Here is a 23,704-nt window from a genome sequence, read left to right as displayed (position 1 = left end):
GCTAGAAATCGCTCAGTTGCGACTGGAGTCCGGCGACGAGTTCGGACTTGCGCCGCAACGCCCCGAGGCTGACGGGGAGTTGGTCGGCGATAGCTGTCAGCGTCTCCCGGAAGGACTGGGCGGTCCCGGGTTCGCCGTCGAAGGCGTTGCGGACGCCTTCACGCACCTGCCAGACGCCGACGGGTGCCCAGTAGTCGTCGGTTATCTCCCGCAGCACCAGACACTTCGCCTGTCTGTCGCGCTCCTGCAGATGTTCGAGGACGCCGAGCCGCGCCGCGTAGTACGCCCCCGCAGTCTCCTCGACGTAGGCCGTCCGACCCTCGTAGCCCTCGTGGGCACTCGACATGTAGTAGCCCGTCTCGGGCCGTGGGTTCCAGACGCTCTGGGGCGCTTTCATCCCGACGAGTTCGAACTCCCAGCGGCCGGGCGCGAGCACGACCCAGTAGCGGTTCCCCATGTACTCGTTGTACCACAGCTCCGGCTTGTCGATGGTGTCGGCGTTGCGCAGCGTCCCGCGGACGTACTGGCCGACCGTGTCGTCGACCGCCGTAATCGACCACCGCGTCGGCACCAGCGACCGTTCGCTGGCCTGGCCGAGCGCGCCCGCCGAGAGGATAGTGTTGATGTCGTAGACGTCGAAGCCCCGACGGTACAGGTACGCCATCGCGCCCTCCGCGCGCCAGTCGTCGTCCGACAGCGTCTTCTCGACGGGCCGGGGGACGTGGGGGTTCTCGGCCAGGTCGGCCCCTGTCGCGTGTGCTCGCGGCCCCGTCGGCGTACCCACGTCGTCGAACTCCACGTCCAGTTCCGGCGTGCCGTCGAGTCCGACCTCCACGTCGACGGGATGGTCCGCGATGGCGACCTCTCGTTGGACGCCGACGAAGCCGTTCCAGACGTCGTGGACGCCGCCGCCACGTCCGCTACCGGCGCTGACCGAGTCGACCGACGCCGTCTGCGTGGAGTTGACCATCCCGGTCCGGCGCTGGAGCACGTCCTCGATGCCCAGCCCCTCCTGGTACCACTCGCCGCTGGTCGCGAACCCGGCCGCGGCGACGTCGGTGTCGACCGGGGAGAGCAGGCCCGTGGAAACGTTGGGGTATCCCGAGCGACCGACGAATATCTCCGGGGCCGTCGACCCGAACAGCGAATCGCCCTGCACCGCGGCCTCGAACTGGCGCTCGACGTCTTCGAGGTGGTCCGTGATGGCGTAGGACTTCTCCGCCGCGAGCCGCCGCCGCTGTGCGGCTTCGTCCTCTTCGAACCCCTCGATGAACTCGTCGAGTTGCATCTGTCACGCCTTCGGCCCTCCCCGATAAGAACCTTTCCGGGGGTCCGTGGGAGAGCAACTCTTACAGGGTTGGATTGAGTAACAACAGGTGATATAAATCATGGCAAATACAACGAAGTGGTTCCTGCTCGGCGCAACGCTGGTCAGCATAGTCGTGGTATTCGTCTCGGCGCTTATTCCGGTCGCGTACCAGCAGGCGCTGGTCAACCTCCTTGTCGGGGAACTTGCGGCTCTCACGCTCGCCCATTCCACGTACCGCGTTTCGTCGGGGAAACAGGTAAGCCCAACCGCAGCGGCGATAACCATTCTGTCCGGGATCGTTCTGTTTCTCTCACCCATTTTCATCGAGCCTGTCGACCCCATCCTGTCGATAATGTTTGCCGCCGGAGCCGTTGTCACCATCGGCGGGCTGGTCGGTGTCCTGGGTCGGTTCTTGGGCGGTGAAGAGGGCCGACAGACCGGTGCCGAACGCATCAGAAGCAAAGCCGGGAACTGATAGACCGACCACAACGTCTATATCGACGGGTCAGCCACCCTCGGACAATGCCGGTTATCGAATGTGACGAGACGACGGCCCGCGAGCGACTGTCGGATGCGGGGCTCGACATCCGACAGGGAAACACTGATCACGAGCGCTGGCGCGTCGAATATGGCGGCGCGACGGCGGTCGCCTATGACGGAAAAGTCGTTGTTCAAGGTGAGGGGACCGCACAACTTGAGGCCCTGCTGCGCGGCAATGACGGCGGGCGCGTCCATGCGTATTTTGATGGGGCATCGCGCGGCAATCCCGGCCCGGCCTCGGTCGGCTACGTGCTGGTCGACGACAGTGGGATCGTCACGGAGGGTGGAGAGACGATCGGAACAGCGACGAACAACCAGGCGGAATACAAAGCGCTCATCCGCGCGATCGAAGTCGCACGTGATTACGGATTCGACGATGTCCATATCCGAGGCGATTCTGAGCTTATTGTCAAACAGGTCCGCGGTGAGTGGGATACGAACGACCCGGAACTGCGCGAAAACCGCGTTCGTGTGCGTGAACTGCTGACCGACTTTGACGACTGGCAGATAGAGCACGTTCCGCGGGAAATAAACTACCGGGCGGACGAACTAGCGAACGACGCACTCGACGATGACTGATCTGCCGACAGACGTGGCTGAACAGGCCGAACGGCTGACCAGACTCGCTCGCGAGGCGGTCGACGATGCCGAGGCCGACGCCTACAGGACCGAACGCGACGAAATCCTCGCCGGGTACGACTACACTGCCCGCATCAGGAACGATGAGACGGGTGACGTGCTCGTCTGCCATCCCGTCGAATGGGTCGATGACGGCGTCATCCGTCCAGAGCGGGTCGACGACATCGACCGCGGCGTGGAAATACAGCTCTCAGGTCCCGGTGACCCGGACGAGTGGGCGGAGATCGACACTGCAAACCGGGCTGTCGTCGAAGCTGTGACCGACGCACACGGTGAGACACACGGCGCGAACGCGGAGTTGCTTGCCGACTTCATGGGTAACCACTACGCGAAACCGATCTCTGAGGCGACGCCAGACGAAATCCAGGAGTTTCGGGACGAGTACGTCCGGCGAAATGCGTGGCCAACTGCGAAACAACAGTCGGTGCTCGAGCAGTCGATCCGTCTCACTGTCGAAGAAGCCGGTGGCCGCGTTCCCGATGCGTAACTGCTCAGTACACCTGTCGGTAATCAGTATTTGTTCTGCGTTAAGAATTGATTAACAGTAGTTCGCAGGTGCCCAGGTGCGAGTCTACTGCTGTGCCGCGATCAGGTCACGGAGTTCGTCGGCTCGACCGTCATCGGAGATGAACTTTCCGAACACCCAGCCGAGCTGGTCAAGGACTGCGTCCTTGCCCGACTCTGTCAGGGAGTACTGGTTCGTTCGCTTGTCGAGTTCGCTTTTCTCGACGAGACCCATCTCGACGAGGTCGTCGAGATTCGGGTACAGGCGACCGTGGTTGACTTCGTCGTCGTAGTACTCTTCGAGTTCGCGCTTGATAGCGAGACCATACCGCGGCTCTTCAGCGAGTATTACTAGGATATTCTGCTGAAAAGCGGTAAGCTCTTTTGCGATGCCCGGACTGTCAGTAACTGTTTGTGCCTCTGACATAGTTGGGTAAATGTCAGCAAGCTATTTAACACTTGTTAACTCTGGCGCACAACGCCTGCTGTGGGGCATTAACCACCACACAACTAGCAGGTACGATAGTGTTGTTTTCGTTATATTATGTGATCTCGACCGAATGGCTTTTCCGATTAATTTGCTTTCAGATTGTCGTTTACAGGCGGTAAGTGTAATCTAAGAATATATCTGTAGTTAGATATTATTGGGTTATATAGCGCATAATACCGAATAGCTATGGCTATTACGAAAGGATTTTTTGACGGCGTCGCGCAGTCGGCGATGATGACGAACCTCTGGGAAGACCTCGAAACTGGACCGAACCCACCTGAAGAAATCTACGCTGTTGTTGAGTGCCTGAAAGGCGAGCGTAACAAGTACGAATACGAGAAGGACATCCCCGGTGTCGTCCTCGACCGCGTTCTTCACTCGAACGTTCACTACCCGTCTGATTACGGCTTCATCCCGCAGTCGTACTACGACGACGAGGACCCGTTCGACGTGCTCGTGCTTGTCGAGGACCAGACGTTCCCCGGCTGTGTCATCGAGGCCCGCCCCGTTGCCATGATGAAGATGGACGACGACGGCGAGCAAGATGACAAGGTCATCGCAGTCCCGACCGAGGATCCGCGCTACGACCACATTGAGGACCTCGACGACATCCCACAGCAGACCCTCGACGAGATCGACGAATTCTTCGCGACCTACAAGAACCTCGAAGAAGGCAAAGAAGTTGAAACGCTGGGCTGGGAGGACAAAGAAGCCGCAAAGGACGCTATCGTCCACGCGCAGGAACTGTACGACGAAGAGTTCAACTGACGCTCCCGGGACTACCTTTCGCGGTTTCGCTCCACTGGCAGTGTATTTCCAGAGGTAATACCGACAGGCGCCTCCGATTATGTATGAGCATGGGTAATTTTTTGCCCGTGTGAACACTATGAATACGCGTATGGCTACTGACGACACCGACACGGCGCTGGACCACACGACTGTCGTTCCGCGAATCGAGCGACGGTCTACACCCGGAATCGCACATCTAACCGTGGTTCCGGAGAACGCGGACCGGTCGTCCTGACCAGGCTGCTGTGACGATGATTTTGCCGCTTTCGGTGACGCGGTCCCGAAAAGAAGTTTCTTGTTCCTGACCTGACTAACGGGTCGTATGGGATTATTCGACCGGTTGAAGGGCGACGACGCACCGCGTGTTGCATTCTTCGGCATTGACGGCGTACCGTTCAGCCTCATCGATGAACACCCTGACGTGTTTCCGAACCTTACGGAGATGGCGTCGGACGGAAGCGCCGGCCCCATCGACAGCATCGTTCCGCCCGAGTCTAGCGCCTGCTGGCCAGCGTTGACGACCGGCGTCAACCCCGGACAGACCGGCGTGTACGGCTTCCAGGACCGGGAAGTTGGTTCATACGACACCTACGTCCCGATGGGGCGTGACGTGCAGGCGACGCGGCTCTGGGACCGCGTCACCGACGACGGCCGCAACGCGACGGTGCTCAACGTCCCTGTGACCTTCCCGCCACAGCGCAACGTCCAGCGGATGGTGTCAGGCTTCCTATCGCCCGGCGTCGACAAGGCCGCTTACCCGGACGAACTCCGGGACCACCTCCAGGAAAACGACTACCGCATCGATGTCAACGCCAAACTCGGCCACGACGACGACAAGAGCGACTTCGTCGAAGACGCGCACAAGACGCTCGAAAAGCGCTACGAGACGTTCAAACACTACGTCGAACAGGACGACTGGGACCTGTTTTTCGGCGTGTTCATGACCACGGACCGGGTCAACCACTTCCTGTTCAAAGACTACGAGCGCGACGGCGAGAACCAGGAGGCCTTCTTTGAGTTCTACAAACAGGTCGACGCCTACCTCGGCGACCTGCGCGACCGACTCCCCGACGACGTGACAATGGTCGTCGCCTCGGACCACGGGTTCACCTCGCTTGACTACGAGGTCCACTTCAACGAGTGGCTCCAGCAGGAGGGGTGGCTCGACTACGCGGACGACGACCACTCTGAACTCGGCGATATCAGCGAGGACACGAAGGCCTACTCGCTCATCCCCGGCCGCTTCTACATCAACCTGGAGGACCGTGAACCGAACGGCGGCGTCCCGCGGGACATGTACGAGTCCGTCCGCGCCGACCTCAAACAGCGTCTCGAAGAACTCGAAGGCCCGGACGGCAAGAAGGTCGCTGACCGCGTGGTCACCAAAGAGGACGCCTTCCGCGGCGACCACGACGACATCGCGCCGGACCTTACCGTCGTTCCGAACCACGGCTTCGACCTGAAAGCCGGGTTCAAGGGCTCCGAGGACGTGTTTGGCGTCGGGCCGCGAAACGGCATGCACAGTTTCGACAACGCGACGTTGCTCGTCGATGACCCGGACGTCCGCATCGACGACGCCGACCTCTACGACATCGCGCCGACAATTCTCGACCTCCTCGACCACGACTTCGACCGCGCCCAGTTCGACGGTAGCAGCCTCGCCTGAGGCCCCTGCTGCGGTCGGGTGATTCTGAGGCCCGGAGCAGTCAAAACAGGCCGTCCAGCTCGTCGTTCGTGAACTCGTCCGGATCGGTCGTTGCGCCCTGTGAGTTCGCTGCTTCTTTAGCGCGGTCCATAAATTCGTTAACCCGTTCGGACCGTTCAACGCCCGAAAGAACGATGAGCGACGCGACTTTATCCGAACCGAGTGGGAAATCCCCGCCCCGGACCTCCATACTCCCGGTCTCGTCTTCCACCCAGCGGCGCGCTCGTTCGATACCCTTTCGCGAGAGGCGTTCGGGGTCACCCGCGACGACGAGGAGGGCCGAGTCGGCCTTGACCGCGTTGGGCAGGCTCATGCTCGTAAGGAGGGCATTCCGTGTCACGCTGGTGATAGTATTGACGTTCTCGCCGGCGTCCTCGCTGGCCTCTGCGCTGGCGTACCCGATAGAGGCGATGCCGCCGCCTCTGAGCGTGTTGATGATTTCCGAGGAGTCGACGACACTTTCGCCGACCCCCTCGACTGCCTCGCCGGAGGCGAACAGCAGGCCGACGCGCTGTGAGATAGCGTCGTTGACGCGTTCGAAGCCGGCGGCGACGCTGTCGCCGCTGCCCCGCCAGGCGTCGTTGTCGACGAGCAGGAGGGAGTCTGCCTCGCGGGCAGCGGTCTTGAGCGACCGACCGGCGTTGGCCTGGTAGAGGCCACCCTCGTCCCGGCCGGGGAGGATGCCGAGGACGTACACCGGCTTCTCGTAGATACGCTTGAGTTCGCGGGCGAGCATCGGTGCGCCACCTGAACCAGTGCCACCGCCGAGGCCGGCGACGACGACGATGGCCTCGGCCTCGGTCGTGATGCGGCCGTCGAGTTCGTCGAGCACTTCAGTGGCGTTCTCTTGCATAATCTGGGCGCCGAGTTCGTTGTCACCGCCGACGCCGTGACCTTTCACGCGGTCCTGTCCAATGAGGGCCGTGTCTATATCGAGGTTCTGGAGGTCTGCTCGTGCCGTATTAACGGCGAGGGCTCCCCGAACAGCATTGAACCCCATGTCGTAATCGAACTGGGCAAGCGACTGGGTCACTTTCCCACCAGCCTGCCCGACACCAATCAGGACGACTTTCATACCAGATGTCTTGTGAGGCTGACTAATCAACGTTGTCCTCACACTGTGAACGGGCGACAAGGCAGGGTAAAGCGGTTCTTGACCCAGAATACAGGGTGCGCTTACTCGACCTGAAGCGTGTAGATCCGTTTGCGAGCGTCGGCGAAGGAAAACCGGGACTCGATGACGCCGACATCTTCGAGACGGGAGAGGGCGTACCGAACCGTCCGTGGCGGCAGTAGCGTCTCCTCGGCGAGCTGGCTCTGCGTCAGGGTCTCGTTGTACTCCAAGACTTTTGCGACGAGTTTCGCGCTCGGCGGGAGATCGCGGACGGCTTCCCATCCGCCACTCTCATATTCGCTGTCGGTATCAGCAGATTGGATATCGGATGCACTCATGGTACTACCACTGTACCCAATACAGGATGATAATATTTTCTGTTCGATATTATGCTCTGTGGAAATGTTACGGCAAAAATCGCTGCCACGGACCCGGCTCTATGCCCGAAAGTTTACGGTCAGTACATCCGGTGTCACAGACGTGGACGAAGTCGAGGTCAGCACAGTCGTGTATGTCCCACCCGAAGAAGTCTACGAGTTTCTGCTGGACTTCCCGGGCTACGCACAATACTCGGAGTATCTCGACCGCGTGGTACAGGACGGCGACGGCTCGCCGGGGACGAACTACGACCTCGTGTTTTCGTGGTGGAAGCTCTCTTACACTGCGCGCTCGGAGGTAACTGACGTTTCGCCGCCGACGCGCATCGACTGGCGGATCGTCAAAGACATCGACGCCGAAGGACACTGGGCAGTCGAACCGGGTCCGGACGGCGTCCCGGCGAACGTACAGTCGGCGTCACGGGTGCGGTTTCACGTCGCGTTCGACCCCGGGTCGGCCTCGAGCAGTGCCATCGACCTCCCCCGACTGGTTTCGATGGACTGGGTTATCGAGAAAGTCAAGCCGCTCATCCGCAAGGAAGCGACCAAAATCGTCGAACGTGTCGTGGAGGACCTCGAAGGACAGAAACGGGACGTCGATTTGGAGATTCACGCCGGCCCGGATTCGGTGTAACGCGGTGACGGAGCGTTACTCGGGCGTCTCGTAGTCGCCGCCGTACCGGATGAAGAAGTACGCGAGGCCGAGCGTCGCGACCATCACGAACGAGGTCGCGACACCGAGCGTTTTCGCGCTGTTTGGCACTTCCGGCGGGCCGGAGCTCCCACTACCACCACCGCCGCCACCGGAGGACTTCGTCGGGTAGTCGGTGCCGACGACGATAGCTCCTTTCATCCCAAGCCCTTCGTGTGGTACGCAGACGTAGGGATAGATGCCGTCCTCCTCGAAGGTGTGTTCGTAGTTGACGCCGGCGCTGGAGACAGCGCTCCCGGAGTCAAGCGGGCCCTCGCCGTCCGAGACGACGTTGTGGCCGCCGCCGTTGCCCGTCCACTCGAACTGGACGGTCGCGCCGTTGTCGACGTGGATCGCGGCCGGGCCGAAGCCGAAGGCGCCGCCGTTTGCCTGCACGCCGACTTCCACTGTCGCCGTGTCCTGTCCGGTCGCATCGACGACCGAGCCATCGTAGTTTCCAACCTGGTCGAGGAATCCGCCGAAATCCGGCGGCCCCCCGCCGCCACCGCCGTCGCCACCTTCGGTGCCTTCCTGTGCGGTCGCGGTGCCTGCTGCGGCCGACGCAGCCGTGGCCCCTGCCGCCGTCCGCAGGAAGCCCCGACGGGACACGTCCGCTCTACCGTCTGTCATACCTGACCGTTTGGGACTCCCCGTCGTGAATATGTCGGTTTCGAATCGGGGCAGAGCAATCACACACCAGTCACAGGTGCCGTGAAACATTTAACGCCGGTAGAACGAAACCACCGGTATGTCTACCGGAAGCCACGGGGTCGTCGGCGGGATTCGTATCGACCTCAATAGATTACACGAAACGTGGATGGAACTCGTGTATCCGCGTCAGCGAAACGCTAACGACACCGTCCTCGGCACGTGGACGCCAGACACCTCTATCGGGCTGGCTCTCTATCACCTCTGGTCTGCGCTCGGGGTCCCAGTCATCGCGCTGGTGTATCCGCTAGTACTGTGTGGCGTCGTCCTGCGCTACCAGACCCGTCGCATCGACGGCACGGCGACCCGTCTGGGCGTTGTTGGTGTGGTTCTCCTTTCGGTCCTCGCCTGGGGCGGTCTGGCGGCTCTCGCGCGACTCGAACCGGGGAGCATCAACCTCGTGTCAGGTGGGTTCACCGCCGTCGCTGTCGCCGGCGGCGTTGCGACACTGTCGGCTGCACTGGCTGTCACGTTCCGGCGGGTCGGTGGCCGCGGGACGACCGTCGCGCTGGCGTATCCGTTCGCTATGACCGCTATCTTCCTGCCGCCGGTCGTCGCCGCGCTGTACTCGACGACTGTCGCCTCGGTCGTCATTCCCGCAAGCGACTCGCTGTCCCGGTGGTTCCTCTATGAGGTGCTGGCCGCCGTCGGCGTCGCGGAGTTCTTCATCGAAAACTTCGACCGGGAAGGCATCGCCTACGTCATCATCTGGCTCGGCATCTCCATCCCACTGGGCTGGCTGCTCGGCCTACTGGTGACGCTCGCGGACTTCGTCCGCCCGACTGAGTGACGGCAAAGCCACCGTGTAGACGACCCCGTCTCCAGCGACAGCCCGGTGTTACGTCCGACGAAGTACTTTCCGAAAATAATGTGGTTTTGTCGTCTGACAGAGGGTATTCAGACAGGCCTATACACCAGCCAACACGCAGCCCTGCCGGTAACCGAGTGGCGTTGAAATCGGAGGAACTCAGGCCGTTGTTCTGTGACCACGCGGACTGAGAGCGGCTGTTACGGACTGGCGCGGAACTCGCCGTGTTTCATTCCGAAGAAGAACGCGATGACCGAGAAGACGATCATCGAGGGCAGCACCATCATGAACACTGTCGAGGAAGTCATTACCCTCGTGAGCGCGACCGCCGCGACGGCAACAATCACGACGAGTGGGGCAACCGCTGACACGAAGTCAAAATCCATACGCCCGCTTGTGGCCGGACAAATATATTCTTTAAGAAAGCAACAGCGGCCTCCAACTGACTGCCGGGCGGTTCCGTCTCTTGTCCACACCAACACGGCGAGTGCCGCGTACCCGCTGAGGATATCAATGACGAACGTCCGCCCGGTTGCTACGACGGCGTCGCGTCGCCCGGTCGAACAACGATCTCCTCAGGTACGTTCCGGTCAGCAACAGCGATATCGGCTTCCTCGTCGCCGCCGAACACAACTGTCGCACCGGCCCGCATCGGCGCGAGCAATCCGGCGACGACCGCGCCTGCAGTCGTCATCGGTGCCCGAAGCGCGACAGTCGTCTCTGCGTCGATGTCGTAGTCGGCGACGACACGGCCGCTCTCGGCCATGAGCTCGCCGTGCGTGTAGGTCCTGTCGGCCGCCAGCACCGCGTCGTCAGGCGCGACCTCTCCCGGTGGCTGAAGCGGGTTCTCGCTCCACAGTTCTCGCTCGAATTGGGCGATTGTCGGGTCATCGACCGGACCACCGTAGGCCAGTCCCTTGGTTCCTGGTCCCTGCGTGTAGCGGTCGAGCCACGCTGCCGGCGCGACGAGCGCTGTCGCGTCGACCGCATTCGGCGGGTCCATATCCACGATCGCCCCGTCGAGCGCCGCCGCGAGGAAGGCAAGTAGTGCGTCCGGGGCGTCTCGAAGGTAGCCCGGTCGGTCCCCGTCTGTCGGCTCTTTCGGACCCACGACGACGGCGACCCGCGTCCCGTGCCGGACGCCGTAATGCCGCAGCAGATTCCCGCCTTTCCAGGCGTTCGTGGCGAAATCGGAGTAGCTGTACGGCGTCGCCCGCTCCGGCGAACGAAAGAGGACGCCGTCGCGGTCGCGGGCCTGCGCGACAAGGTCACCGAGTACCTGCATACGTTGTCGTTCGGCTCCACCGATGAAAAACAGCGCGGCCACAAAGCGGATGTGGATAGGGTCCTCCACTGCCTGTAAATGAAACGACAGCAACAAATCGCTGACGTACTCAGCCGGAGCGACATCGACACGCCGCCCGCCTACCGACTGCTCGATGTCGTGACTGAACTCGGTGACATTGCGGCCGCAGTCAACGAGACGACCGGCTACGGCACTGATTCGGCGGCACTGTCGGTACGGGAAGCGGAACTCGGCGACGCTCTATTTGCACTGCTTGCGCTGTGCGTGCAACTCGACATCGACGCCGATGCCGCGCTCTCGTCGGCGCTTGCGAAATACGAGGGCCAATCCGGAGCAAACGGGACATCGGCGAGCGACGGCTGACTACAGCGAGTTCTTCAGCTTCTCGAAGAAACCTTCCTCGACGTCGACCTCCTCGCCACCGGCCTCCGCGAACTGTTCGAGGGCCTCCTTCTGCTCGGCGTTGAGGCTGTCGGGCGTGACGACTTGCACCTGCACGTAGAGGTCCCCCCGGCCGCGGCGGCGGAGGCGGGGCATTCCCTTGCCCTCTAGGCGGAACACCTCACCGCTCTGGGTACCGCTTGGCACGTCGACCTCGACATCGCCGTCCAGCGTCGGGACGGTGATGGTGTCGCCGAAGACGGCCTGCGGGAATGAGATGGCCTGCTGGTGTTGCAGGTCGTCGCCGTCGCGCTCGAAGTTCGGGTGGTCGCGGACGCTCACCTCGATGAGCAGGTCGCCGTTCGGGCCGCCGTTCTCGCCGGGCGCGCCCTCGCGCTCCATCCGGAGCGTCTGTCCGTCGGCGATACCGGACGGAATCTCGACCTCGAGCGTCGCGTCGTTCTGGACCACGCCATTACCCCGGCAGGTCGAACACGTCTCATCGTATAGCGTCCCCTCGCCCTCACACCGGCGGCAGGTCGTCGTCTGCTGAACCCGACCCATCGGTGTCTGCTGGACCTGCGTCGTCTGGCCCTGCCCGTTACACTCCGGACAGGTCTCCGAGTCGGCCCCTGGCGGATGGCCGGTCCCGCCACAGTCGTCACAGGCTTCCGGCCGAGTGACGTTCAGTTGCTTCGTCGCGCCGTTGTAGGCCTCCTCAAGGTCGATTTCCAGCCGCGTCTGGAGGTCCTGTCCCTGTCGCCGTCGACTGCCACCGCGCCCGCCGCGGCCGCCGCCACCGAAGAACTGGTCGAAGATATCCTGCATATCGAAACCGCCAGCGCCGCCACCGAAGGGGTCTCCACCCATCCCGCCGCGGCCGCCGCCACCGCCAGCGCCGCCGCGCTTCTCGGCCTGCTCGAAGCGCTCGTGGCCCATCTGGTCGTACATCTGGCGCTTCTCCTCGTCGGTGAGGACCTCTTTGGCCTTCTTGGCCTGCTTGAATTTCTCCTCGGCGTCGGGGTCATCGCTCACGTCCGGGTGGTACTCCCGGGCTTTCTCTCGATAGGCCTCCTTGATCTCGTCTTCGGAGGCGTCCCGAGAGACACCCAGTATCTCGTAGAAATCCTGACTCATTCGTTGTACAAGGCTTAGACGATTGAGCTACTTCAAAAGAACGGGTTGCCGACTAGTAGTGTTCGACCCGTACCGGGGCGCTTATTTCCGTGCCGAGGGAGGATTCTGGCAATGAGTCCTGAGTCGTCGCGCGGTCACCGGGGTCTCGTCACGGTCGAGCGAGTCGCAGTCTGGGGGCTCGCGGCGCTGGCCGTCGTCGGGCTGGTCGCCCTCGTCGTCGGCCCCGGCGCTGATCTGCGGACGGCGTCGCCGTCGGTTACCATTGAGGGTGAGTTCGACGCCGAGGCGGGAGCGGTCACACTCACCCACACCGGCGGGGACCGGCTCACCGACACCAGTACGCACGCGCTGGAGGTTGTCGTTACCGACGCCGACCAGAACCGCTCGATAACGTTGACGTGGGCCGGGCCGAACCAATTGCCCGTCGACTCTAGCGATACGGTCGTCGTTGACGACCCGCGCGTGGACTCGAACGGTGACGGTAACTACCTTGATGGCGACGTCTCGGTCGGCTTCTACCTCGACGCTGGCGACACCGTCGCGGTCCGCTGGACCGGCCGCCCGCTCGGCGCGCCGGCCGAACGGACAACGACGCTCGATACAGTAACGCTCGGGAACGAGACCGGCTGACTGCTTCCTCACAGGGAGGGTCGCCAGAGCGTTTCGGAGATGCGTTTTTGGGCTTCGACGGTGGTGTTCATTCTCCCGCGCAGTCACAGACGGACGGACTCAGTGCGGACATACACGTCCCCGGTTCCGGTCATGGTTACTGCGTACTTGCCCAACTGAAACGAGAGTGAGACGGTACTGTCCGGCCCTGACGACTGAACAAATAGTTGATCGAGTGCGTCCGGATCGAGCGTTTCGATGAGGGGCGACAGCTCTGTTGCCTCTCGGTCAGCCGCGATCGCGACCGTTTGTACGACTGCTACTGACGGCGAGACTGCGTTCCAGTCGAACTCTGCATGGAGGGTGTCCGGGTCGTCAGATGGCCGGTCGGGCTGGCTGTCGGACCCACTCATTACTAGAACTGTGTTGGTCAAACGTATTAATTCTACGCTTAATTTACAGGTCAGGTTACTTATATATGGGTCGAAAATTCAGTTTGCTTGACTAGAACATCGGCCCTCTCGTCGAGGCTGTGGCTGCTTCGATGCAACGCCGTACGGACCGTGATATCCTACACGCAACTGTGCTCCTGTCGCAACTGGACTGGCTCCACAGCACAGTAACTTCTGCGGGGGCGTTCCGGTCAGACGATTCTCGCTCGTCAGTTCAACCGACGTGCAGACAGACGACGAACGGTCACTGCCGCCACTAAACTCTGTTTCGGCCACTCACCGTACGACATCGAACCGGCGTGACCGTTCAGTCGGTCACGGTTCGGGGATGGCCTGCCAGTTGGTCGGCTTCCGGTCCGCTGTCCCGACGCAAGCGATGTGATCTGCCCTATTCGTCTTCGTCAACGTCTTCGAAGTCGGCGTCGACGTACTCCTCGCCCTGCTCGGCCGCGCCGCCCGGTCCGGCAGCCCCACCGGGACCGGCTCCGGCCGCGCCACCCGGACCAGCGCCCGCAGCGCCGCCGGCGGCCTGCTGGGCCTGCTCCTGGTACATCTGCTTCCCGATCTCCTGCAGTTCCTCGCTCAGGGTCTCGGTGACTTCCTCGTAGTCTTCTTTCGTGGCGTCCTCGTCGTCGAGGACTTCCTCGACGTCCTCGATTTTGGCCTCGATGTCGGCCCGGAGGTCGTCGTCTATCTCCTCCTCGTTTTCGTCGAGGAGTGTCTCGGCGCGGCGGACGGACGCCTCGGCCTCGTTGCGGGCTTCGATACGCTCGCGGCGCTGTTCGTCCTCCTCGGCGTGCTGTTCGGCCTCCTGTTGCATCTCTTCGATCTGCTCGTCGGAGAGGCCGGCACCGCCTTCGATGGTAATGTCCTCCTTGTTGCCCGAGCCCTTGTCCTCGGCTTCGACGTTGACGATACCGTTCTCGTCGATGTTGAACGACACTTCAATCTGGGGCGTGCCCGCAGGGGCCGGCGGGATGCCCGAGAGCGCGAACGCGCCGAGCAGTTCGTTCTCCTCGGCGATTTCACGCTCGCCCTGGAAGACGCGAATCTGGACCTGCGTCTGGTTGTCCTGGGCGGTGGTGAATATTTTGGACTCCTCGGTCGGGATAGTGGTGTTCTTCTCGATGAGGCGCTCGAACAGGCCGCCCTTGACCTCGACGCCCAGCGACAGCGGCGTCACGTCGAGCAGGACGATGTCGTCCACGTCGCCCGAAAGGACGCCGGCCTGGATGGCCGCGCCCAGCGCGACGGCCTCGTCGGGGTTGACGTTCTTCTTGGGCTCCTGGCCGGTCATCTCCTCGACCTTGTCCTGGACCTGGGGCATCCGCGTCGAACCGCCGACGAGGATGACCTCGTCGATGTCGCTTTTCGTGTAGTCGGCGTCGGCCAGGGCCTGCTCCGTCGGGCCGACGGTGCGCTCGATGAGGTCCTCGGTGAGTGACTCGAACTTCGCGCGCGTGAGTTTCTGTTCGAGGTCCAGCGGACCGTCGTCGGTGGTCGCGATGAACGGGAGGTTGATGCGGGTCTCCTTGCGCGAGGAGAGCTCGATTTTGGCCTCTTCGGCGGCCTCAGTCAGCCGCTGGAGAGCCTGCCGGTCGTCGCGCAGGTCGATGCCGTGTTCGTCTTCGAACTCGTCGGCGAGGTAGTCGATGATGGCGTGGTCCCAGTCGTCGCCACCGAGGTCGTTGTCGCCGTTCGTGGCGACGACCTCGTAGACGCCCCCGCCTAGGTCGAGGATGGACACGTCGAAGGTCCCCCCGCCGAGGTCGTACACGAGGACGGTCTGGTCGGACTCGTCGTCCAGCCCGTAGGCCATCGCGGCCGCGGTCGGCTCGTTGACGATGCGTTCGACTTCGAAGCCGGCGATCTCGCCGGCGTCCTTGGTCGCCTGGCGCTGTCGGTCGTTGAAGTATGCCGGGACCGTAATGACGGCCTTCTCGATTTCGTCGCCGAGGTACTCCTCGGCGTCGTGTTTGATCTTCTGCAGAATCATCGCCGAGACCTGTTCCGGCGTGTACTCTTCTCCGTCCAGTTCGACCGTGTAGTCGTCGTCGCCCATGTGGCGCTTGATCGACTGGATCGTCTCGTCGGGGTTCTTTACCGCCTGGTTCTTCGCCGGTTTCCCAACGAGTCGCTCGCCGTCGTCGAACGCGACGACGGACGGTGTTGTCCGCTCGCCTTCGCCGTTGACAATGATTTCAGGGTCGCCACCTTCCATGACCGCGAACGCGCTGTTCGTGGTCCCAAGGTCGATACCCAGAATCTTGTTGCTCGCCATCTTACCCGCTCATAGCGGATTGGGCCGGTTAAAAGTTGCTAGATGTACTGATTGGAAAAACGGACAAAGGGACCTCCTCCGGGCGGTTTTATACTCGATAGTCCCCTCTGACCGGTGATTATTTAATGTACCGCTATACGACCGCTATACCGTTGATATCGCCCGCTATTCCTCGCCCTCGCTGACTGTGACCTGTGCCTCGCGCAACACTTTGTCGGCCATCTCGTAGCCCGGCCGGTGGACATCGGCGATTGCTCCGTCGGGCTGGTCGCTGTCGACGCGGGCAAGCACCTGATGCTGCGTCGGATCGACGTCTCCGCCGGGATCGGGGTCGATAACCTCGACGTTCTCGGCATCGAGCACGTCGTCAAGCTGGCGAAGCGTGGACTCGACCCCGCCCCTGATATCAGTGTCCTCGTCTTGTTCGAGCGCGCGCTCCAGATTGTCCCGAACGTCGAGCAGGCGCGTTACGAGGTCTTCGGTGGCACGCTTCTGTTCCTGCTCGCGGCGCTTGTCCATCCGCTTTTTGTAGTTCTGGAACTCCGCTTGCTTGCGTTTGAGCTTTTCCTCCAGCTCCTCGATGTCGTCGTCCTGCTGTTCGACCTGCGATTCGAGGCTGTCCACGCGCGACCGTAGCGCGGAGAGTTCCCGGGCGATGTCTTCAGGATCCGATTCGGCGACCCGGTCGACCAATTCGTCGTCGATATCGAACTCGCCCAGGTCAACCTCGTCCGCGTTGCCGCCCTCGGGCACGTCCTCGAAATCCGCGTCGCCGTCCGCTTGCGCCTCGCTCGCGGTCGACTCCTCGGTCGCGGCCGCGTCGTCGGCTGCGTCCTGCTCAGTCATACCCGATAGAAGTCGTCACGTAAATAAAAGGATTCAGAAACGGTCTGGCGGTGACACTGTCCACCGACACTGGTATCACAGGAGGAAGCTAACGACCATCAGGACGAGGAAAACGACCACAAGTATTTTGGCGATTCGCATGCTGAGCCCCGCGATACCGCTCAGACCAGCCAGTCCGGCGACGACGGCGAGAACGAGAAACAACAGGGCCAGTTCGAGGAACCCGCCGCCGGCTTGGAGCGGGGCCGTGGTCAGTAGGTGCGTCATGACCGTAGCCAACGCTTTCTCCCCGGTTTATTATACAGCCACTAATCAGGGGTCGACAGCGAACGCCCCGGGGTCGTACTGGAACCGCGTGCGGTAGGCCTCCCACTCGTCGAGTTCCTCGAGACGGTACTTGCCGAAGGTGGGGTTCCGGACCAGCTCCAGTTCCGCGAGCCGTTCCTGAACCGGGTCGAACAGAGTCCCCCAGTCGAGTTCTCGGAGCGATTCGTCCGGGTTTTCGTCGTTCTCGGTGAACGTCAGGCCGTTATCGGTTCGCTCGATGGTCCCGTACTGGTACCGACTCCAGACGGTGTACTCTCCGAACGGAACGGTCTCAGTCGGCGGCGGCGGGCGGCGGTACTGTGCCTGGAACCGCTGGTGTGTCTCACCGCCACCCCACAGCACCCCGCGGGTAAGGAGCTTTATTCGTCGGTTGGCGTCTACACCGCTGTTGTAGACGACGCGTGCGTGCTCGTAATCACTGGACTGAAACTGTTCGGCGACGTCGTCGTGGTGAACGTCGACCTCGTGCTGATACGGTAACGGCGTCCGGAGGGCGCGTTCGAGCACCGACACCGTCTCAGCGCCTCGGCGCAGGTCGCCGTACGGTCCTGTTCCACGCCACTGCGCCGGGTCGGCCTCGTCGGGGTCGACCCATCGGTCCATGCTAATACTATGTTGGAGACGGTCTTAGTTTTTCCCGCGACGTGCGCATCCCGCTCAGCACGACCGCCGCCGGCACCAGCACGCCCGCTCATACCAGCACACGGTCGATTTCGACAACAAGGCCATCAGCTGCGTCCGGGTCGCCGACGAGCGTTCCGAGACAGACTGCAACGCCGCCGGGAGTAATGGTGACGACCTGCGACCCCATCTCAGCCGTCGCGTCACCTACTTCGGCCGGGCCGGCTTCGATGACGCCCGGCGCGTACACCGGCGCACCCTCGGCGACTTCGCGGGCGGCGCTGGGCGCAATTATGACCTGCGGCAGGTGGACCAGCGCGCGTTCTGCAGGCTGGATAATCTCGCGCAGTTGTGCTTCGTCGCCGTCCTCAGCGAAGGCTATCGCGTCCACGAGGTCGTGCATCGTCGATAGCGACGCGTCGTCGAAGGTCCCCGTCGCCGTCCGCCGGAGGTCGCCCATGTGTGCGCCGGTTCCCGCCGCCAGTCCGATATCGTGGCACAGTTTCCGGATGTATGTCCCCGACTCACAGCGCACCCGGAGAAGCAGGCGGCGCTCCTCGCGTTCAAGCACGTCCAGCGAGTGAATCCGGCGAGAGCGCAACTGACGCTTCACCGCGCTTTTCCGAGGTGGCTTCTGGTAGATGTCCGTCTCGAACTCGGCGACGATGTCCGTGATGTCTGCCGGGGCCTGGTCGTGGAGCTCCAGCACCGTCACGTACTCCTTGACGGCGTCGTCGAACACCTGCGCCATCCGGGCGGCGTCGCCGAGCAACACGGGGAGACAGCCGGTCACCTTCGGGTCGAGCGTCCCGCCGTGAGCGACCCGGTCCTGGCCAGTGGCGTCCCGAATCCAGGCCGCGACCTGGTGGGCCGAGGGTCCCGGGGGCTTATCGAGGTTGACGACACCGAAGGACCGAAGCGAATCCAGATCCCGTTCGTCGGGCGGGGCACGGAGCGTCATCGGCTCAGAACTCGTACCGGATGTTCTCGACCGGTGCCTTCCCTTCGTCGCCGTCGGGACTGTACGACTCGACGGCGTGCAGCGTCACGCTCAGGACGCCCTGCGGGTCCCAGCGGGCGGTGTTGACCGACAGGTCGTAGATAGAGAGGTCGTCGAAGTCGATGTCGTAGTAGTCGCTGTAGCGCTGGGCTTCGCTCTCGCCGCGCTCTTTCGTCTCGGTCTTGGCCTGCTCGAAGGGCTTGTTCTCGCGGGTCGCGATGCGGTCGGCGCGCACGTCCAGGGGCGCTGTCAGCCACAGTTTCATGTCGGCGTACTCGCCGGCCATCCAGCCGGCCAGACGGGATTCCAGCACGAGGTCGTCGCGCTCGGCGGCGATGTCCCTGAGTCGCCGGTCGAGGTCGCGGTCTATCTGGTCGTCCTCTTCGGCGGCCTTGTTCAGTTCCAGCGGCGTCATCCCGCGTTCCTCGGCCAGCGAGCGGAAGATGTCGCCGCCGCTGACGTGCTCGTAATTCAGTGCGTCGGCCAGACTCTTAGCAAGCGTACTCTTGCCGCTGCCGGCCGGCCCGGAGACGGTAATCAACATAGAGGTGTTCGGGTGGCCCCGATAGAAAGGGCTGTCTCTTCGCGCCTACCCGGTCGGCGTCGTCTCGACGTTGAGCGCCTTCCGGATGATCTGGGTGAACGAGAGCGAGCACAGGAAGTACCAGACAATCCACGCCTGTACCGGGCCGACGACGCCGTTGCGCCACGCCTCAACCTCCCCGAAGATGGGGAGCGTAATCACCGGGCTCGCCTCGACGCCGGCTCCGAAGACGATCCAGTAGAGCCAGAGGAACAACGGGATGTTGACCAGCATGATCCACACCATCGGGCGGAACTGCTGTTTGAACATCCCCATCTGGTCGGTCATCAGCTCCATCTGCTCCTCTTCGAGCCGGTCTAGCGCTTCCTGGTCGTCGCGTTCCTTTGCAGCTTTGCGGCGCTCTTTCAGGTCCTCCATCTTCTCCTGATGGTCGCCCATCCCCGACATGTCCATAAGGTTGTCCTGCAGAATCGTCGAGGTAGTCCCGGTAATAATCGCAAGCACCAGGATGACGACATAAAAGGGGAGCATATCGTTGAGCGGTCCGAGGACGATATCGATGACCCCGCCCGCGATGACGTCTCGGACAGACGTCATCGAGTAGCCGGCAAACAGGCCGAGCGTTCCGAGGCCGGCGAGCTTGTCCCACTTCGACCAGCCGCTGTCCTCGTCATCATCGCTCGGTGCCGCGTCGGACTCTTCGAGCGCCTCGCGGACGCCCTCGGGGTCGTCGATGACGAACCCCTCGCCATCGGCGTCGATGAGCAGGCCGGACTCGATGAGCCGTCCCCACTCACCGCTCGTGAGGTCGTCACTCACGTCACTCCAGGTGACGGTCCCGTTCTCTTCGGCCGCAGCGAGCACCGTCGAGAGCGCGTCAGTCATTGCCTCGCCGTCTTCGGCGAGTCGTTCTACCTTCGGCGCGGTACGTGCCATTGTGTGTGCTTGAGTTGCGACGGCATATCAACGTTTTACTCTGACTGTCTCGACGACATCGCCCTCGAACGGTAGTTCCGCCGGGTCTCAGGCCGTCTGTGCGTCGACAGCGTCCTGAATATCGCTCCAGACCTCGTCGGGCGTCTGCTCGCCATCGACAGCGACGAAGCCGTCGTGGTCCTCGTAGTGGTCGATGACCGGCGCGGTGTTGTCGTCGAACACGTCCAGTCGGTTGCGGACGGACTCCTCGTTGTCGTCGTCGCGCTGGATGAGGTCGCCACCACACTCGTCACAGACGCCCTCCTCCTTGGGTTGGTTGAACTCGACGTGGAAGTTCGCGCCACAGTCGTCACAGACGCGGCGGCCGGTGAGTCGGTCGACCAGTTCCTCGCGGGACACGTCTAGCGAGAGGATGACGTCGAGGTCGGTCATCCCTTCGAGTTCCTCGGCCTGGTCGAGGTTGCGTGGATAGCCGTCGAGCACGAAGCCGTCGGCCTGTGAGAGGGCTTCGTCGACAATAGCGTTGACTACCGCGTCCGGTACGAGGTCGCCAGCTTCCATGTACTCGCGGGGCGTGTCGTACTCGGTATCCATGTCGCTGATGTCCATGTCTTTGTTCGCCCGGAGCGCGTCACCGGTCGTGATGTGCTCGACGCCGTACTCCTCGGCGAGGTTGGCGCTCTGGGTTCCTTTGCCGGCTCCCGGCGGCCCGAGAATCAGGATTCGCGGATTCGACATGGTCTGGGTTTCCGAGGGGTCCGTTAAATGGTTGTCCAAATCCCGCCGGCGCGCTGCCGCCACCCAAAGGTGTGTAGGTCACCCGGGCCAACAGTGGGTGATGCTCGAACCCGGAGCACCCGCGCCCGACATCAGCGCACAGAACCAGTTTGGCGACACCGTCTCGCCGGACTTCGAGGAGCCGACGGTGGTGTATTTTTATCCTGAGGACTTCACCGGCGGCTGTACCATCGAAGCACGGGACTTCCAGGAACACCTCCCGCAGTTCCGCGAGGGCGGCGTCACCGTCTACGGCGTCTCGATGGACGATGTGGCGACTCACGACGAGTTCGCTGAGGCGGAAGGTCTGCTGTATGACCTGCTGGCCGATCCTGACGGGACCGTCGCCGACGCGTTCGGTCTTGATACTAGCGGCGGCCGGACGGACCGCTGGACGTTCGTGCTGGCTGACGGCGAAGTCAAATCCGTCTACGACCCTAGCCTTTCGGACCCGGACGGTCACGTCGGGGAAGTGCTCCACGACGTGCGCAACGAGTACGTGCAGGGCGGCTGACCCTGTCTGTGGGCTCTCGGTTCGACTTCCCGTACGGTCGGTCCCGTCGCCGACCGAGGGGCGCGGCTACCGCTTATCGTCCGGCGGCTCCCGCGCAGGCAAATAGAAGAAGACGGCGTTCCCGTCGCCGTCCCGCTCGAATCGGAGTTCACCGCCGAGAGACTCGATACACCACTTCATCACGAACAAGCCGACGCCGGTCCCGTGTGCCGTCTCCGTGGCCTGTGTCGGATCAAAGAGCGCGCTGACCTCCGTGTCGGGAATCGGCGGGTTCGAATCGCGAATGCATATCTCCACCCGCCCGGTGTTCGGTGACGGGCCGATGCGTACCTCGACTGTCGGGGTGACAGCCTCGCTGTGGATGATTGCGTTCTCGACGGCGTGGGTGAGCGCGTACGTGAATGCGTCAGTGCTGTCAATCCACATCTCCGCCCGGTCGGTGACGGTAATCTCCGCAGCAGGGTAGTCGGTTACAATTGTGTTCACGATACCACGGACCCTGCGCGTTACGTGACAGCGAGTGTAGTCCGTGCCGGGGCGCGTGACCGCCCGTTCGATCTGTTTGACGGATTCGACGATATTGGTGAGGTTTTCGACCCGGGACCGAATCGTCTTGCTGGCGTCCCGCACGGACTCAGTCCCGGCCGCGGCTGTGATACGGGCCGTGTTACCGGCGATGACTGTCGCTTCGTTCCGCAGGTTGTGTCGCAGTATCCGCCAGAGGAGTTCCTCGCGGTGGTGTGTCTCGAAGTAGTCTGTGATATCACGTATCTCTGCACAGACGTACGTCTCCTCGGACGCGACTCGCTTCGAGAGGTGTATCCGAGCCCAGATGAGCTCGCCGTCCGCCCGCTTGATCCGCCACGTGAACTGGCGTGACTCGCCCGCGGCGCTGTCCTCCAGCCGGGACCTGAAATCGGCGACGGAGTGGACGAACGTGTTTGCGGTGTACTCCCCGATTGACCGCTCGCGCAACTCCGAAACCGAGTATCCGAATATTTCTGCCACTCGTTCGTTCCCGTCTAGGATAGCACCACTATCGGGGTCGTACAGTGCGATACCGATGTTGAGCGCGTCGTACGCTGCTGGAAGCGCGTGCCCCGTCTGAGATGCCATTGATAGTTCAGGTAGCGGGGCGAGACGCCTTGGTGTTACTAATAGCAGTACATAGCAGTATACCGCAGTACTGACATCTCGTCACCCGTCGGAGTACCTCTCTGTCGCGCTAATGAGACGATTTTCGGTATCCTCGACTACTGCCTTCGAAACAGAGCTATCTGCTACTCGCAGAGCCCACTGATGCGGGCCTGCGGACAGTCTCAGAACACTTCTGCACCGCGGCCGATTCGGGTCTGATACACGCGAGCGTCGACGCCGCGCTCGCCGAAGGCGTCGAGCATCGTGCTCGCAATCCGGCGGCGGTCTTCCTCGGCACACGCGGCGATGACAGTCGGCCCGGCCCCGGAGATGGTGACGCCGGTCGCACCGGCGGCTAGGGCGGCCTCGCGGACCTGGTCGTAGCCGTCGATGAGCTTCGCGCGGGCCGGCGTCACGACGGTGTCGTGCATCCCCTGCCCGACGAGTTCGGGGTCGTCGCGGTGCATCCCCGTCGTCAGCGCTGCAGCGTTTCCGACTGTTTCCACCATCTGCTCGACCCTGGCGCTCTCGGGGACGACGTTGCGCGCGTCCCGCGTGGACACAACGATATCAGGGAGACACGCCACGAGCGGGATGTCGGCGTCGACCTGCGTGACGCCCTTGTCGGTCGCGATGGTGAACCCACCCATGATCGAGGGGGCGACGTTGTCGTCGTGGGCGTCGCCAGAAACGACGGCCTCGCCCTTGGCGGCGATAGGGACCAGTTCTTCGCGGGAGTAGCCGCGGTCGTACAGCTCATTCAGCCCGACGGCCGCTGCGGCGGCGCTGGCCGCCGAGGAGCCCAGCCCAGAGGCGGGGCGGACGCCCTTGTCTATCTGAATGCGTGCCGGCGCATCGAGCGCCTCGGCGACCGCACCGACGGTGTTCTTCTCGGGGTCTTCAGGGATGTACTGGCTGCCAGCGCCAGTCATTTCGATGGTGACCCGGTCGGCCTTCTCCAGACGGACGACGTCGGCCGGACGCTCCAGTGCGACACCGAACACGTCGAAGCCGCTCCCGAGGTTCGCACTGGTAGCCGGCGCCCGGACTGTCAGCATGCCTGCGAATTTCAGCAGTGTAGGCAAAAAGGTAGCGAACCGACACTGTGGCCGCGTCGCAGTACTGAGAACGCGGCCCAAAGGCATAATACAGGGAAACCTGA

At 62.7% G+C, this 23,704-nt stretch carries 30 protein-coding genes; 11 read left to right on the top strand and 19 right to left on the bottom strand.

Annotation, left to right across the window (positions count from 1 at the left end):
• Position 1: 1 nt before the first annotated feature.
• On the bottom strand, positions 2–1,288 hold the full coding sequence (gene nreA, locus D3D01_RS03040; protein WP_121511189.1) for a DNA repair protein NreA: 1,287 nt from the start codon (positions 1,286–1,288) through the stop codon (positions 2–4).
• A 100-nt stretch (positions 1,289–1,388) separates the two neighbouring features.
• Here nreA and D3D01_RS03035 point away from each other — a divergent pair, with 100 nt between their 5' ends.
• The 3 genes from D3D01_RS03035 to D3D01_RS03025 are packed head-to-tail and all read left to right on the top strand — an operon-like array spanning position 1,389 to position 2,975.
• The gene (locus D3D01_RS03035; RefSeq protein WP_121511188.1) at positions 1,389–1,784 is read left to right on the top strand and encodes a hypothetical protein; all 396 of its coding nucleotides are present in this window, start codon (positions 1,389–1,391) and stop codon (positions 1,782–1,784) included.
• Positions 1,785–1,831: 47 nt separating this feature from the next.
• Positions 1,832–2,428: a ribonuclease HI gene (gene rnhA / locus D3D01_RS03030; RefSeq protein ID WP_121511187.1), complete on the top strand. Its 597-nt coding sequence runs from the start codon at positions 1,832–1,834 to the stop codon at positions 2,426–2,428.
• The gene (locus tag D3D01_RS03025; RefSeq protein ID WP_121511186.1) at positions 2,421–2,975 is read left to right on the top strand and encodes a rnhA operon protein; all 555 of its coding nucleotides are present in this window, start codon (positions 2,421–2,423) and stop codon (positions 2,973–2,975) included. Before rnhA ends, D3D01_RS03025 begins: the two co-directional genes overlap by 8 nt.
• Before the next feature lie 84 nt (positions 2,976–3,059).
• Here D3D01_RS03025 and D3D01_RS03020 read toward each other — a convergent pair whose 3' ends face one another.
• On the bottom strand, positions 3,060–3,419 hold the full coding sequence (locus D3D01_RS03020; protein ID WP_004518536.1) for a PadR family transcriptional regulator: 360 nt from the start codon (positions 3,417–3,419) through the stop codon (positions 3,060–3,062).
• A 297-nt stretch (positions 3,420–3,716) separates the two neighbouring features.
• Between D3D01_RS03020 and D3D01_RS03015 the strand changes: the two genes are divergently transcribed.
• From D3D01_RS03015 to D3D01_RS03010, 3 genes are all read left to right on the top strand, one after another.
• Positions 3,717–4,250: an inorganic diphosphatase gene (locus D3D01_RS03015; protein WP_101351397.1), complete on the top strand. Its 534-nt coding sequence runs from the start codon at positions 3,717–3,719 to the stop codon at positions 4,248–4,250.
• Between the two features lie 130 nt (positions 4,251–4,380).
• Positions 4,381–4,506 carry a hypothetical protein gene (locus tag D3D01_RS24770; RefSeq protein WP_255410212.1) on the top strand — a complete coding sequence of 42 codons (126 nt, stop codon included), beginning with the start codon at positions 4,381–4,383 and terminating at the stop codon, positions 4,504–4,506.
• An 87-nt stretch (positions 4,507–4,593) separates the two neighbouring features.
• A complete protein-coding gene (locus D3D01_RS03010) occupies positions 4,594–5,937 on the top strand; it encodes an alkaline phosphatase family protein (RefSeq protein WP_121511185.1) in 1,344 nt (447 codons plus the stop codon).
• 40 nt (positions 5,938–5,977) lie between these two features.
• Here the strand turns inward: D3D01_RS03010 and D3D01_RS03005 are convergent, their stop codons facing one another.
• Both D3D01_RS03005 and D3D01_RS03000 read right to left on the bottom strand, forming a co-directional pair.
• Positions 5,978–7,051, bottom strand: a complete 1,074-nt coding sequence (locus tag D3D01_RS03005) for a tubulin/FtsZ family protein (protein WP_101349285.1) — start codon at positions 7,049–7,051, stop codon at positions 5,978–5,980.
• A 101-nt stretch (positions 7,052–7,152) separates the two neighbouring features.
• On the bottom strand, positions 7,153–7,428 hold the full coding sequence (locus D3D01_RS03000) for a helix-turn-helix domain-containing protein (protein WP_121511184.1): 276 nt from the start codon (positions 7,426–7,428) through the stop codon (positions 7,153–7,155).
• A gap of 142 nt (positions 7,429–7,570) precedes the next feature.
• Here D3D01_RS03000 and D3D01_RS02995 point away from each other — a divergent pair, with 142 nt between their 5' ends.
• A complete protein-coding gene (locus D3D01_RS02995) occupies positions 7,571–8,101 on the top strand; it encodes a type II toxin-antitoxin system RatA family toxin (protein WP_101351398.1) in 531 nt (176 codons plus the stop codon).
• Between the two features lie 15 nt (positions 8,102–8,116).
• Here the strand turns inward: D3D01_RS02995 and D3D01_RS02990 are convergent, their stop codons facing one another.
• Positions 8,117–8,788, bottom strand: a complete 672-nt coding sequence (locus D3D01_RS02990) for a halocyanin domain-containing protein (RefSeq protein ID WP_101349287.1) — start codon at positions 8,786–8,788, stop codon at positions 8,117–8,119.
• Positions 8,789–8,906: 118 nt separating this feature from the next.
• Between D3D01_RS02990 and D3D01_RS02985 the strand changes: the two genes are divergently transcribed.
• A complete protein-coding gene (locus D3D01_RS02985) occupies positions 8,907–9,656 on the top strand; it encodes a hypothetical protein (protein WP_101349288.1) in 750 nt (249 codons plus the stop codon).
• Between the two features lie 218 nt (positions 9,657–9,874).
• Here the strand turns inward: D3D01_RS02985 and D3D01_RS02980 are convergent, their stop codons facing one another.
• Positions 9,875–10,060: a hypothetical protein gene (locus tag D3D01_RS02980; protein ID WP_101349289.1), complete on the bottom strand. Its 186-nt coding sequence runs from the start codon at positions 10,058–10,060 to the stop codon at positions 9,875–9,877.
• A 149-nt stretch (positions 10,061–10,209) separates the two neighbouring features.
• Positions 10,210–10,959 (bottom strand): hypothetical protein, encoded by a 750-nt coding sequence (locus D3D01_RS02975; protein ID WP_101351399.1) that lies wholly within the window; start codon positions 10,957–10,959, stop codon positions 10,210–10,212.
• A gap of 78 nt (positions 10,960–11,037) precedes the next feature.
• Here D3D01_RS02975 and D3D01_RS02970 point away from each other — a divergent pair, with 78 nt between their 5' ends.
• On the top strand, positions 11,038–11,343 hold the full coding sequence (locus tag D3D01_RS02970; protein ID WP_101349290.1) for a MazG-like family protein: 306 nt from the start codon (positions 11,038–11,040) through the stop codon (positions 11,341–11,343).
• On the opposite strand, the gene dnaJ is transcribed toward D3D01_RS02970, so the two are convergent.
• A complete protein-coding gene (dnaJ, locus tag D3D01_RS02965; RefSeq protein WP_121511183.1) occupies positions 11,344–12,498 on the bottom strand; it encodes a molecular chaperone DnaJ in 1,155 nt (384 codons plus the stop codon).
• Between the two features lie 111 nt (positions 12,499–12,609).
• Between dnaJ and D3D01_RS02960 the strand changes: the two genes are divergently transcribed.
• On the top strand, positions 12,610–13,128 hold the full coding sequence (locus D3D01_RS02960; RefSeq protein ID WP_121511182.1) for a hypothetical protein: 519 nt from the start codon (positions 12,610–12,612) through the stop codon (positions 13,126–13,128).
• Positions 13,129–13,211: 83 nt separating this feature from the next.
• Here D3D01_RS02960 and D3D01_RS02955 read toward each other — a convergent pair whose 3' ends face one another.
• The 9 genes from D3D01_RS02955 to D3D01_RS02915 all read right to left on the bottom strand — a co-directional run bounded on the left by D3D01_RS02955 (position 13,212) and on the right by D3D01_RS02915 (position 20,852).
• Positions 13,212–13,520 carry a HalOD1 output domain-containing protein gene (locus D3D01_RS02955; RefSeq protein WP_101349293.1) on the bottom strand — a complete coding sequence of 103 codons (309 nt, stop codon included), beginning with the start codon at positions 13,518–13,520 and terminating at the stop codon, positions 13,212–13,214.
• Positions 13,521–13,947: 427 nt separating this feature from the next.
• Complete coding sequence (dnaK, locus tag D3D01_RS02950; RefSeq protein ID WP_121511181.1) at positions 13,948–15,840, bottom strand: molecular chaperone DnaK; 1,893 nt, start codon at positions 15,838–15,840, stop codon at positions 13,948–13,950.
• 165 nt (positions 15,841–16,005) lie between these two features.
• Positions 16,006–16,686, bottom strand: a complete 681-nt coding sequence (locus D3D01_RS02945; RefSeq protein WP_121511180.1) for a nucleotide exchange factor GrpE — start codon at positions 16,684–16,686, stop codon at positions 16,006–16,008.
• A gap of 75 nt (positions 16,687–16,761) precedes the next feature.
• The gene (locus D3D01_RS02940; protein ID WP_121511179.1) at positions 16,762–16,953 is read right to left on the bottom strand and encodes a DUF1328 family protein; all 192 of its coding nucleotides are present in this window, start codon (positions 16,951–16,953) and stop codon (positions 16,762–16,764) included.
• A gap of 45 nt (positions 16,954–16,998) precedes the next feature.
• Positions 16,999–17,616 carry a hypothetical protein gene (locus D3D01_RS02935; RefSeq protein ID WP_121511178.1) on the bottom strand — a complete coding sequence of 206 codons (618 nt, stop codon included), beginning with the start codon at positions 17,614–17,616 and terminating at the stop codon, positions 16,999–17,001.
• A gap of 88 nt (positions 17,617–17,704) precedes the next feature.
• Positions 17,705–18,595: an RNA-guided pseudouridylation complex pseudouridine synthase subunit Cbf5 gene (locus D3D01_RS02930; protein WP_121511177.1), complete on the bottom strand. Its 891-nt coding sequence runs from the start codon at positions 18,593–18,595 to the stop codon at positions 17,705–17,707.
• A 4-nt stretch (positions 18,596–18,599) separates the two neighbouring features.
• Positions 18,600–19,178, bottom strand: coding sequence for a (d)CMP kinase (gene cmk, locus D3D01_RS02925; protein ID WP_053966311.1), 579 nt, complete (start codon positions 19,176–19,178; stop codon positions 18,600–18,602).
• A gap of 45 nt (positions 19,179–19,223) precedes the next feature.
• Positions 19,224–20,114, bottom strand: coding sequence for a DUF106 domain-containing protein (locus tag D3D01_RS02920; RefSeq protein WP_101349299.1), 891 nt, complete (start codon positions 20,112–20,114; stop codon positions 19,224–19,226).
• Between the two features lie 87 nt (positions 20,115–20,201).
• A complete protein-coding gene (locus tag D3D01_RS02915; RefSeq protein WP_121511176.1) occupies positions 20,202–20,852 on the bottom strand; it encodes an adenylate kinase in 651 nt (216 codons plus the stop codon).
• Between the two features lie 100 nt (positions 20,853–20,952).
• Here D3D01_RS02915 and D3D01_RS02910 point away from each other — a divergent pair, with 100 nt between their 5' ends.
• Positions 20,953–21,405, top strand: coding sequence for a peroxiredoxin (locus D3D01_RS02910; RefSeq protein ID WP_121511175.1), 453 nt, complete (start codon positions 20,953–20,955; stop codon positions 21,403–21,405).
• Between the two features lie 66 nt (positions 21,406–21,471).
• On the opposite strand, the gene D3D01_RS02905 is transcribed toward D3D01_RS02910, so the two are convergent.
• Positions 21,472–22,521: a PAS domain-containing sensor histidine kinase gene (locus D3D01_RS02905; protein ID WP_121511174.1), complete on the bottom strand. Its 1,050-nt coding sequence runs from the start codon at positions 22,519–22,521 to the stop codon at positions 21,472–21,474.
• 203 nt (positions 22,522–22,724) lie between these two features.
• A complete protein-coding gene (locus D3D01_RS02900) occupies positions 22,725–23,600 on the bottom strand; it encodes a homoserine kinase (protein WP_121511173.1) in 876 nt (291 codons plus the stop codon).
• Positions 23,601–23,704 lie beyond the last annotated feature (104 nt).

The organism is Haloarcula sp. Atlit-7R, assembly GCF_003666065.1.
Lineage (GTDB): Archaea > Halobacteriota > Halobacteria > Halobacteriales > Haloarculaceae > Haloarcula > Haloarcula taiwanensis.
The sequence above is the reverse complement of the archived record's forward strand: the minus strand, read 5'-3'. Positions and strand labels throughout refer to the sequence as shown.

Excerpts from the sequence above, each read along its gene's own strand:
- nreA (WP_121511189.1), bottom strand. The coding sequence starts at position 1,288 with ATGCAACTCGACGAGTTCATCGAGGGGTTCGAAGAGGACGAAGCCGCA.
- D3D01_RS03035 (WP_121511188.1), top strand. The coding sequence starts at position 1,389 with ATGGCAAATACAACGAAGTGGTTCCTGCTCGGCGCAACGCTGGTCAGC.
- rnhA (WP_121511187.1), top strand. The coding sequence starts at position 1,832 with ATGCCGGTTATCGAATGTGACGAGACGACGGCCCGCGAGCGACTGTCG.
- D3D01_RS03025 (WP_121511186.1), top strand. The coding sequence starts at position 2,421 with ATGACTGATCTGCCGACAGACGTGGCTGAACAGGCCGAACGGCTGACC.
- D3D01_RS03020 (WP_004518536.1), bottom strand. The coding sequence starts at position 3,419 with ATGTCAGAGGCACAAACAGTTACTGACAGTCCGGGCATCGCAAAAGAG.
- D3D01_RS03015 (WP_101351397.1), top strand. The coding sequence starts at position 3,717 with ATGACGAACCTCTGGGAAGACCTCGAAACTGGACCGAACCCACCTGAA.
- D3D01_RS24770 (WP_255410212.1), top strand. The coding sequence starts at position 4,381 with ATGGCTACTGACGACACCGACACGGCGCTGGACCACACGACTGTCGTT.
- D3D01_RS03010 (WP_121511185.1), top strand. The coding sequence starts at position 4,594 with ATGGGATTATTCGACCGGTTGAAGGGCGACGACGCACCGCGTGTTGCA.
- D3D01_RS03005 (WP_101349285.1), bottom strand. The coding sequence starts at position 7,051 with ATGAAAGTCGTCCTGATTGGTGTCGGGCAGGCTGGTGGGAAAGTGACC.
- D3D01_RS03000 (WP_121511184.1), bottom strand. The coding sequence starts at position 7,428 with ATGAGTGCATCCGATATCCAATCTGCTGATACCGACAGCGAATATGAG.
- D3D01_RS02990 (WP_101349287.1), bottom strand. The coding sequence starts at position 8,788 with ATGACAGACGGTAGAGCGGACGTGTCCCGTCGGGGCTTCCTGCGGACG.
- D3D01_RS02985 (WP_101349288.1), top strand. The coding sequence starts at position 8,907 with ATGTCTACCGGAAGCCACGGGGTCGTCGGCGGGATTCGTATCGACCTC.
- D3D01_RS02980 (WP_101349289.1), bottom strand. The coding sequence starts at position 10,060 with ATGGATTTTGACTTCGTGTCAGCGGTTGCCCCACTCGTCGTGATTGTT.
- D3D01_RS02975 (WP_101351399.1), bottom strand. The coding sequence starts at position 10,959 with ATGCAGGTACTCGGTGACCTTGTCGCGCAGGCCCGCGACCGCGACGGC.
- D3D01_RS02970 (WP_101349290.1), top strand. The coding sequence starts at position 11,038 with ATGAAACGACAGCAACAAATCGCTGACGTACTCAGCCGGAGCGACATC.
- dnaJ (WP_121511183.1), bottom strand. The coding sequence starts at position 12,498 with ATGAGTCAGGATTTCTACGAGATACTGGGTGTCTCTCGGGACGCCTCC.
- D3D01_RS02960 (WP_121511182.1), top strand. The coding sequence starts at position 12,610 with ATGAGTCCTGAGTCGTCGCGCGGTCACCGGGGTCTCGTCACGGTCGAG.
- D3D01_RS02955 (WP_101349293.1), bottom strand. The coding sequence starts at position 13,520 with ATGAGTGGGTCCGACAGCCAGCCCGACCGGCCATCTGACGACCCGGAC.
- dnaK (WP_121511181.1), bottom strand. The coding sequence starts at position 15,840 with ATGGCGAGCAACAAGATTCTGGGTATCGACCTTGGGACCACGAACAGC.
- D3D01_RS02945 (WP_121511180.1), bottom strand. The coding sequence starts at position 16,686 with ATGACTGAGCAGGACGCAGCCGACGACGCGGCCGCGACCGAGGAGTCG.
- D3D01_RS02940 (WP_121511179.1), bottom strand. The coding sequence starts at position 16,953 with ATGACGCACCTACTGACCACGGCCCCGCTCCAAGCCGGCGGCGGGTTC.
- D3D01_RS02935 (WP_121511178.1), bottom strand. The coding sequence starts at position 17,616 with ATGGACCGATGGGTCGACCCCGACGAGGCCGACCCGGCGCAGTGGCGT.
- D3D01_RS02930 (WP_121511177.1), bottom strand. The coding sequence starts at position 18,595 with ATGACGCTCCGTGCCCCGCCCGACGAACGGGATCTGGATTCGCTTCGG.
- cmk (WP_053966311.1), bottom strand. The coding sequence starts at position 19,178 with ATGTTGATTACCGTCTCCGGGCCGGCCGGCAGCGGCAAGAGTACGCTT.
- D3D01_RS02920 (WP_101349299.1), bottom strand. The coding sequence starts at position 20,114 with ATGGCACGTACCGCGCCGAAGGTAGAACGACTCGCCGAAGACGGCGAG.
- D3D01_RS02915 (WP_121511176.1), bottom strand. The coding sequence starts at position 20,852 with ATGTCGAATCCGCGAATCCTGATTCTCGGGCCGCCGGGAGCCGGCAAA.
- D3D01_RS02910 (WP_121511175.1), top strand. The coding sequence starts at position 20,953 with ATGCTCGAACCCGGAGCACCCGCGCCCGACATCAGCGCACAGAACCAG.
- D3D01_RS02905 (WP_121511174.1), bottom strand. The coding sequence starts at position 22,521 with ATGGCATCTCAGACGGGGCACGCGCTTCCAGCAGCGTACGACGCGCTC.
- D3D01_RS02900 (WP_121511173.1), bottom strand. The coding sequence starts at position 23,600 with ATGCTGACAGTCCGGGCGCCGGCTACCAGTGCGAACCTCGGGAGCGGC.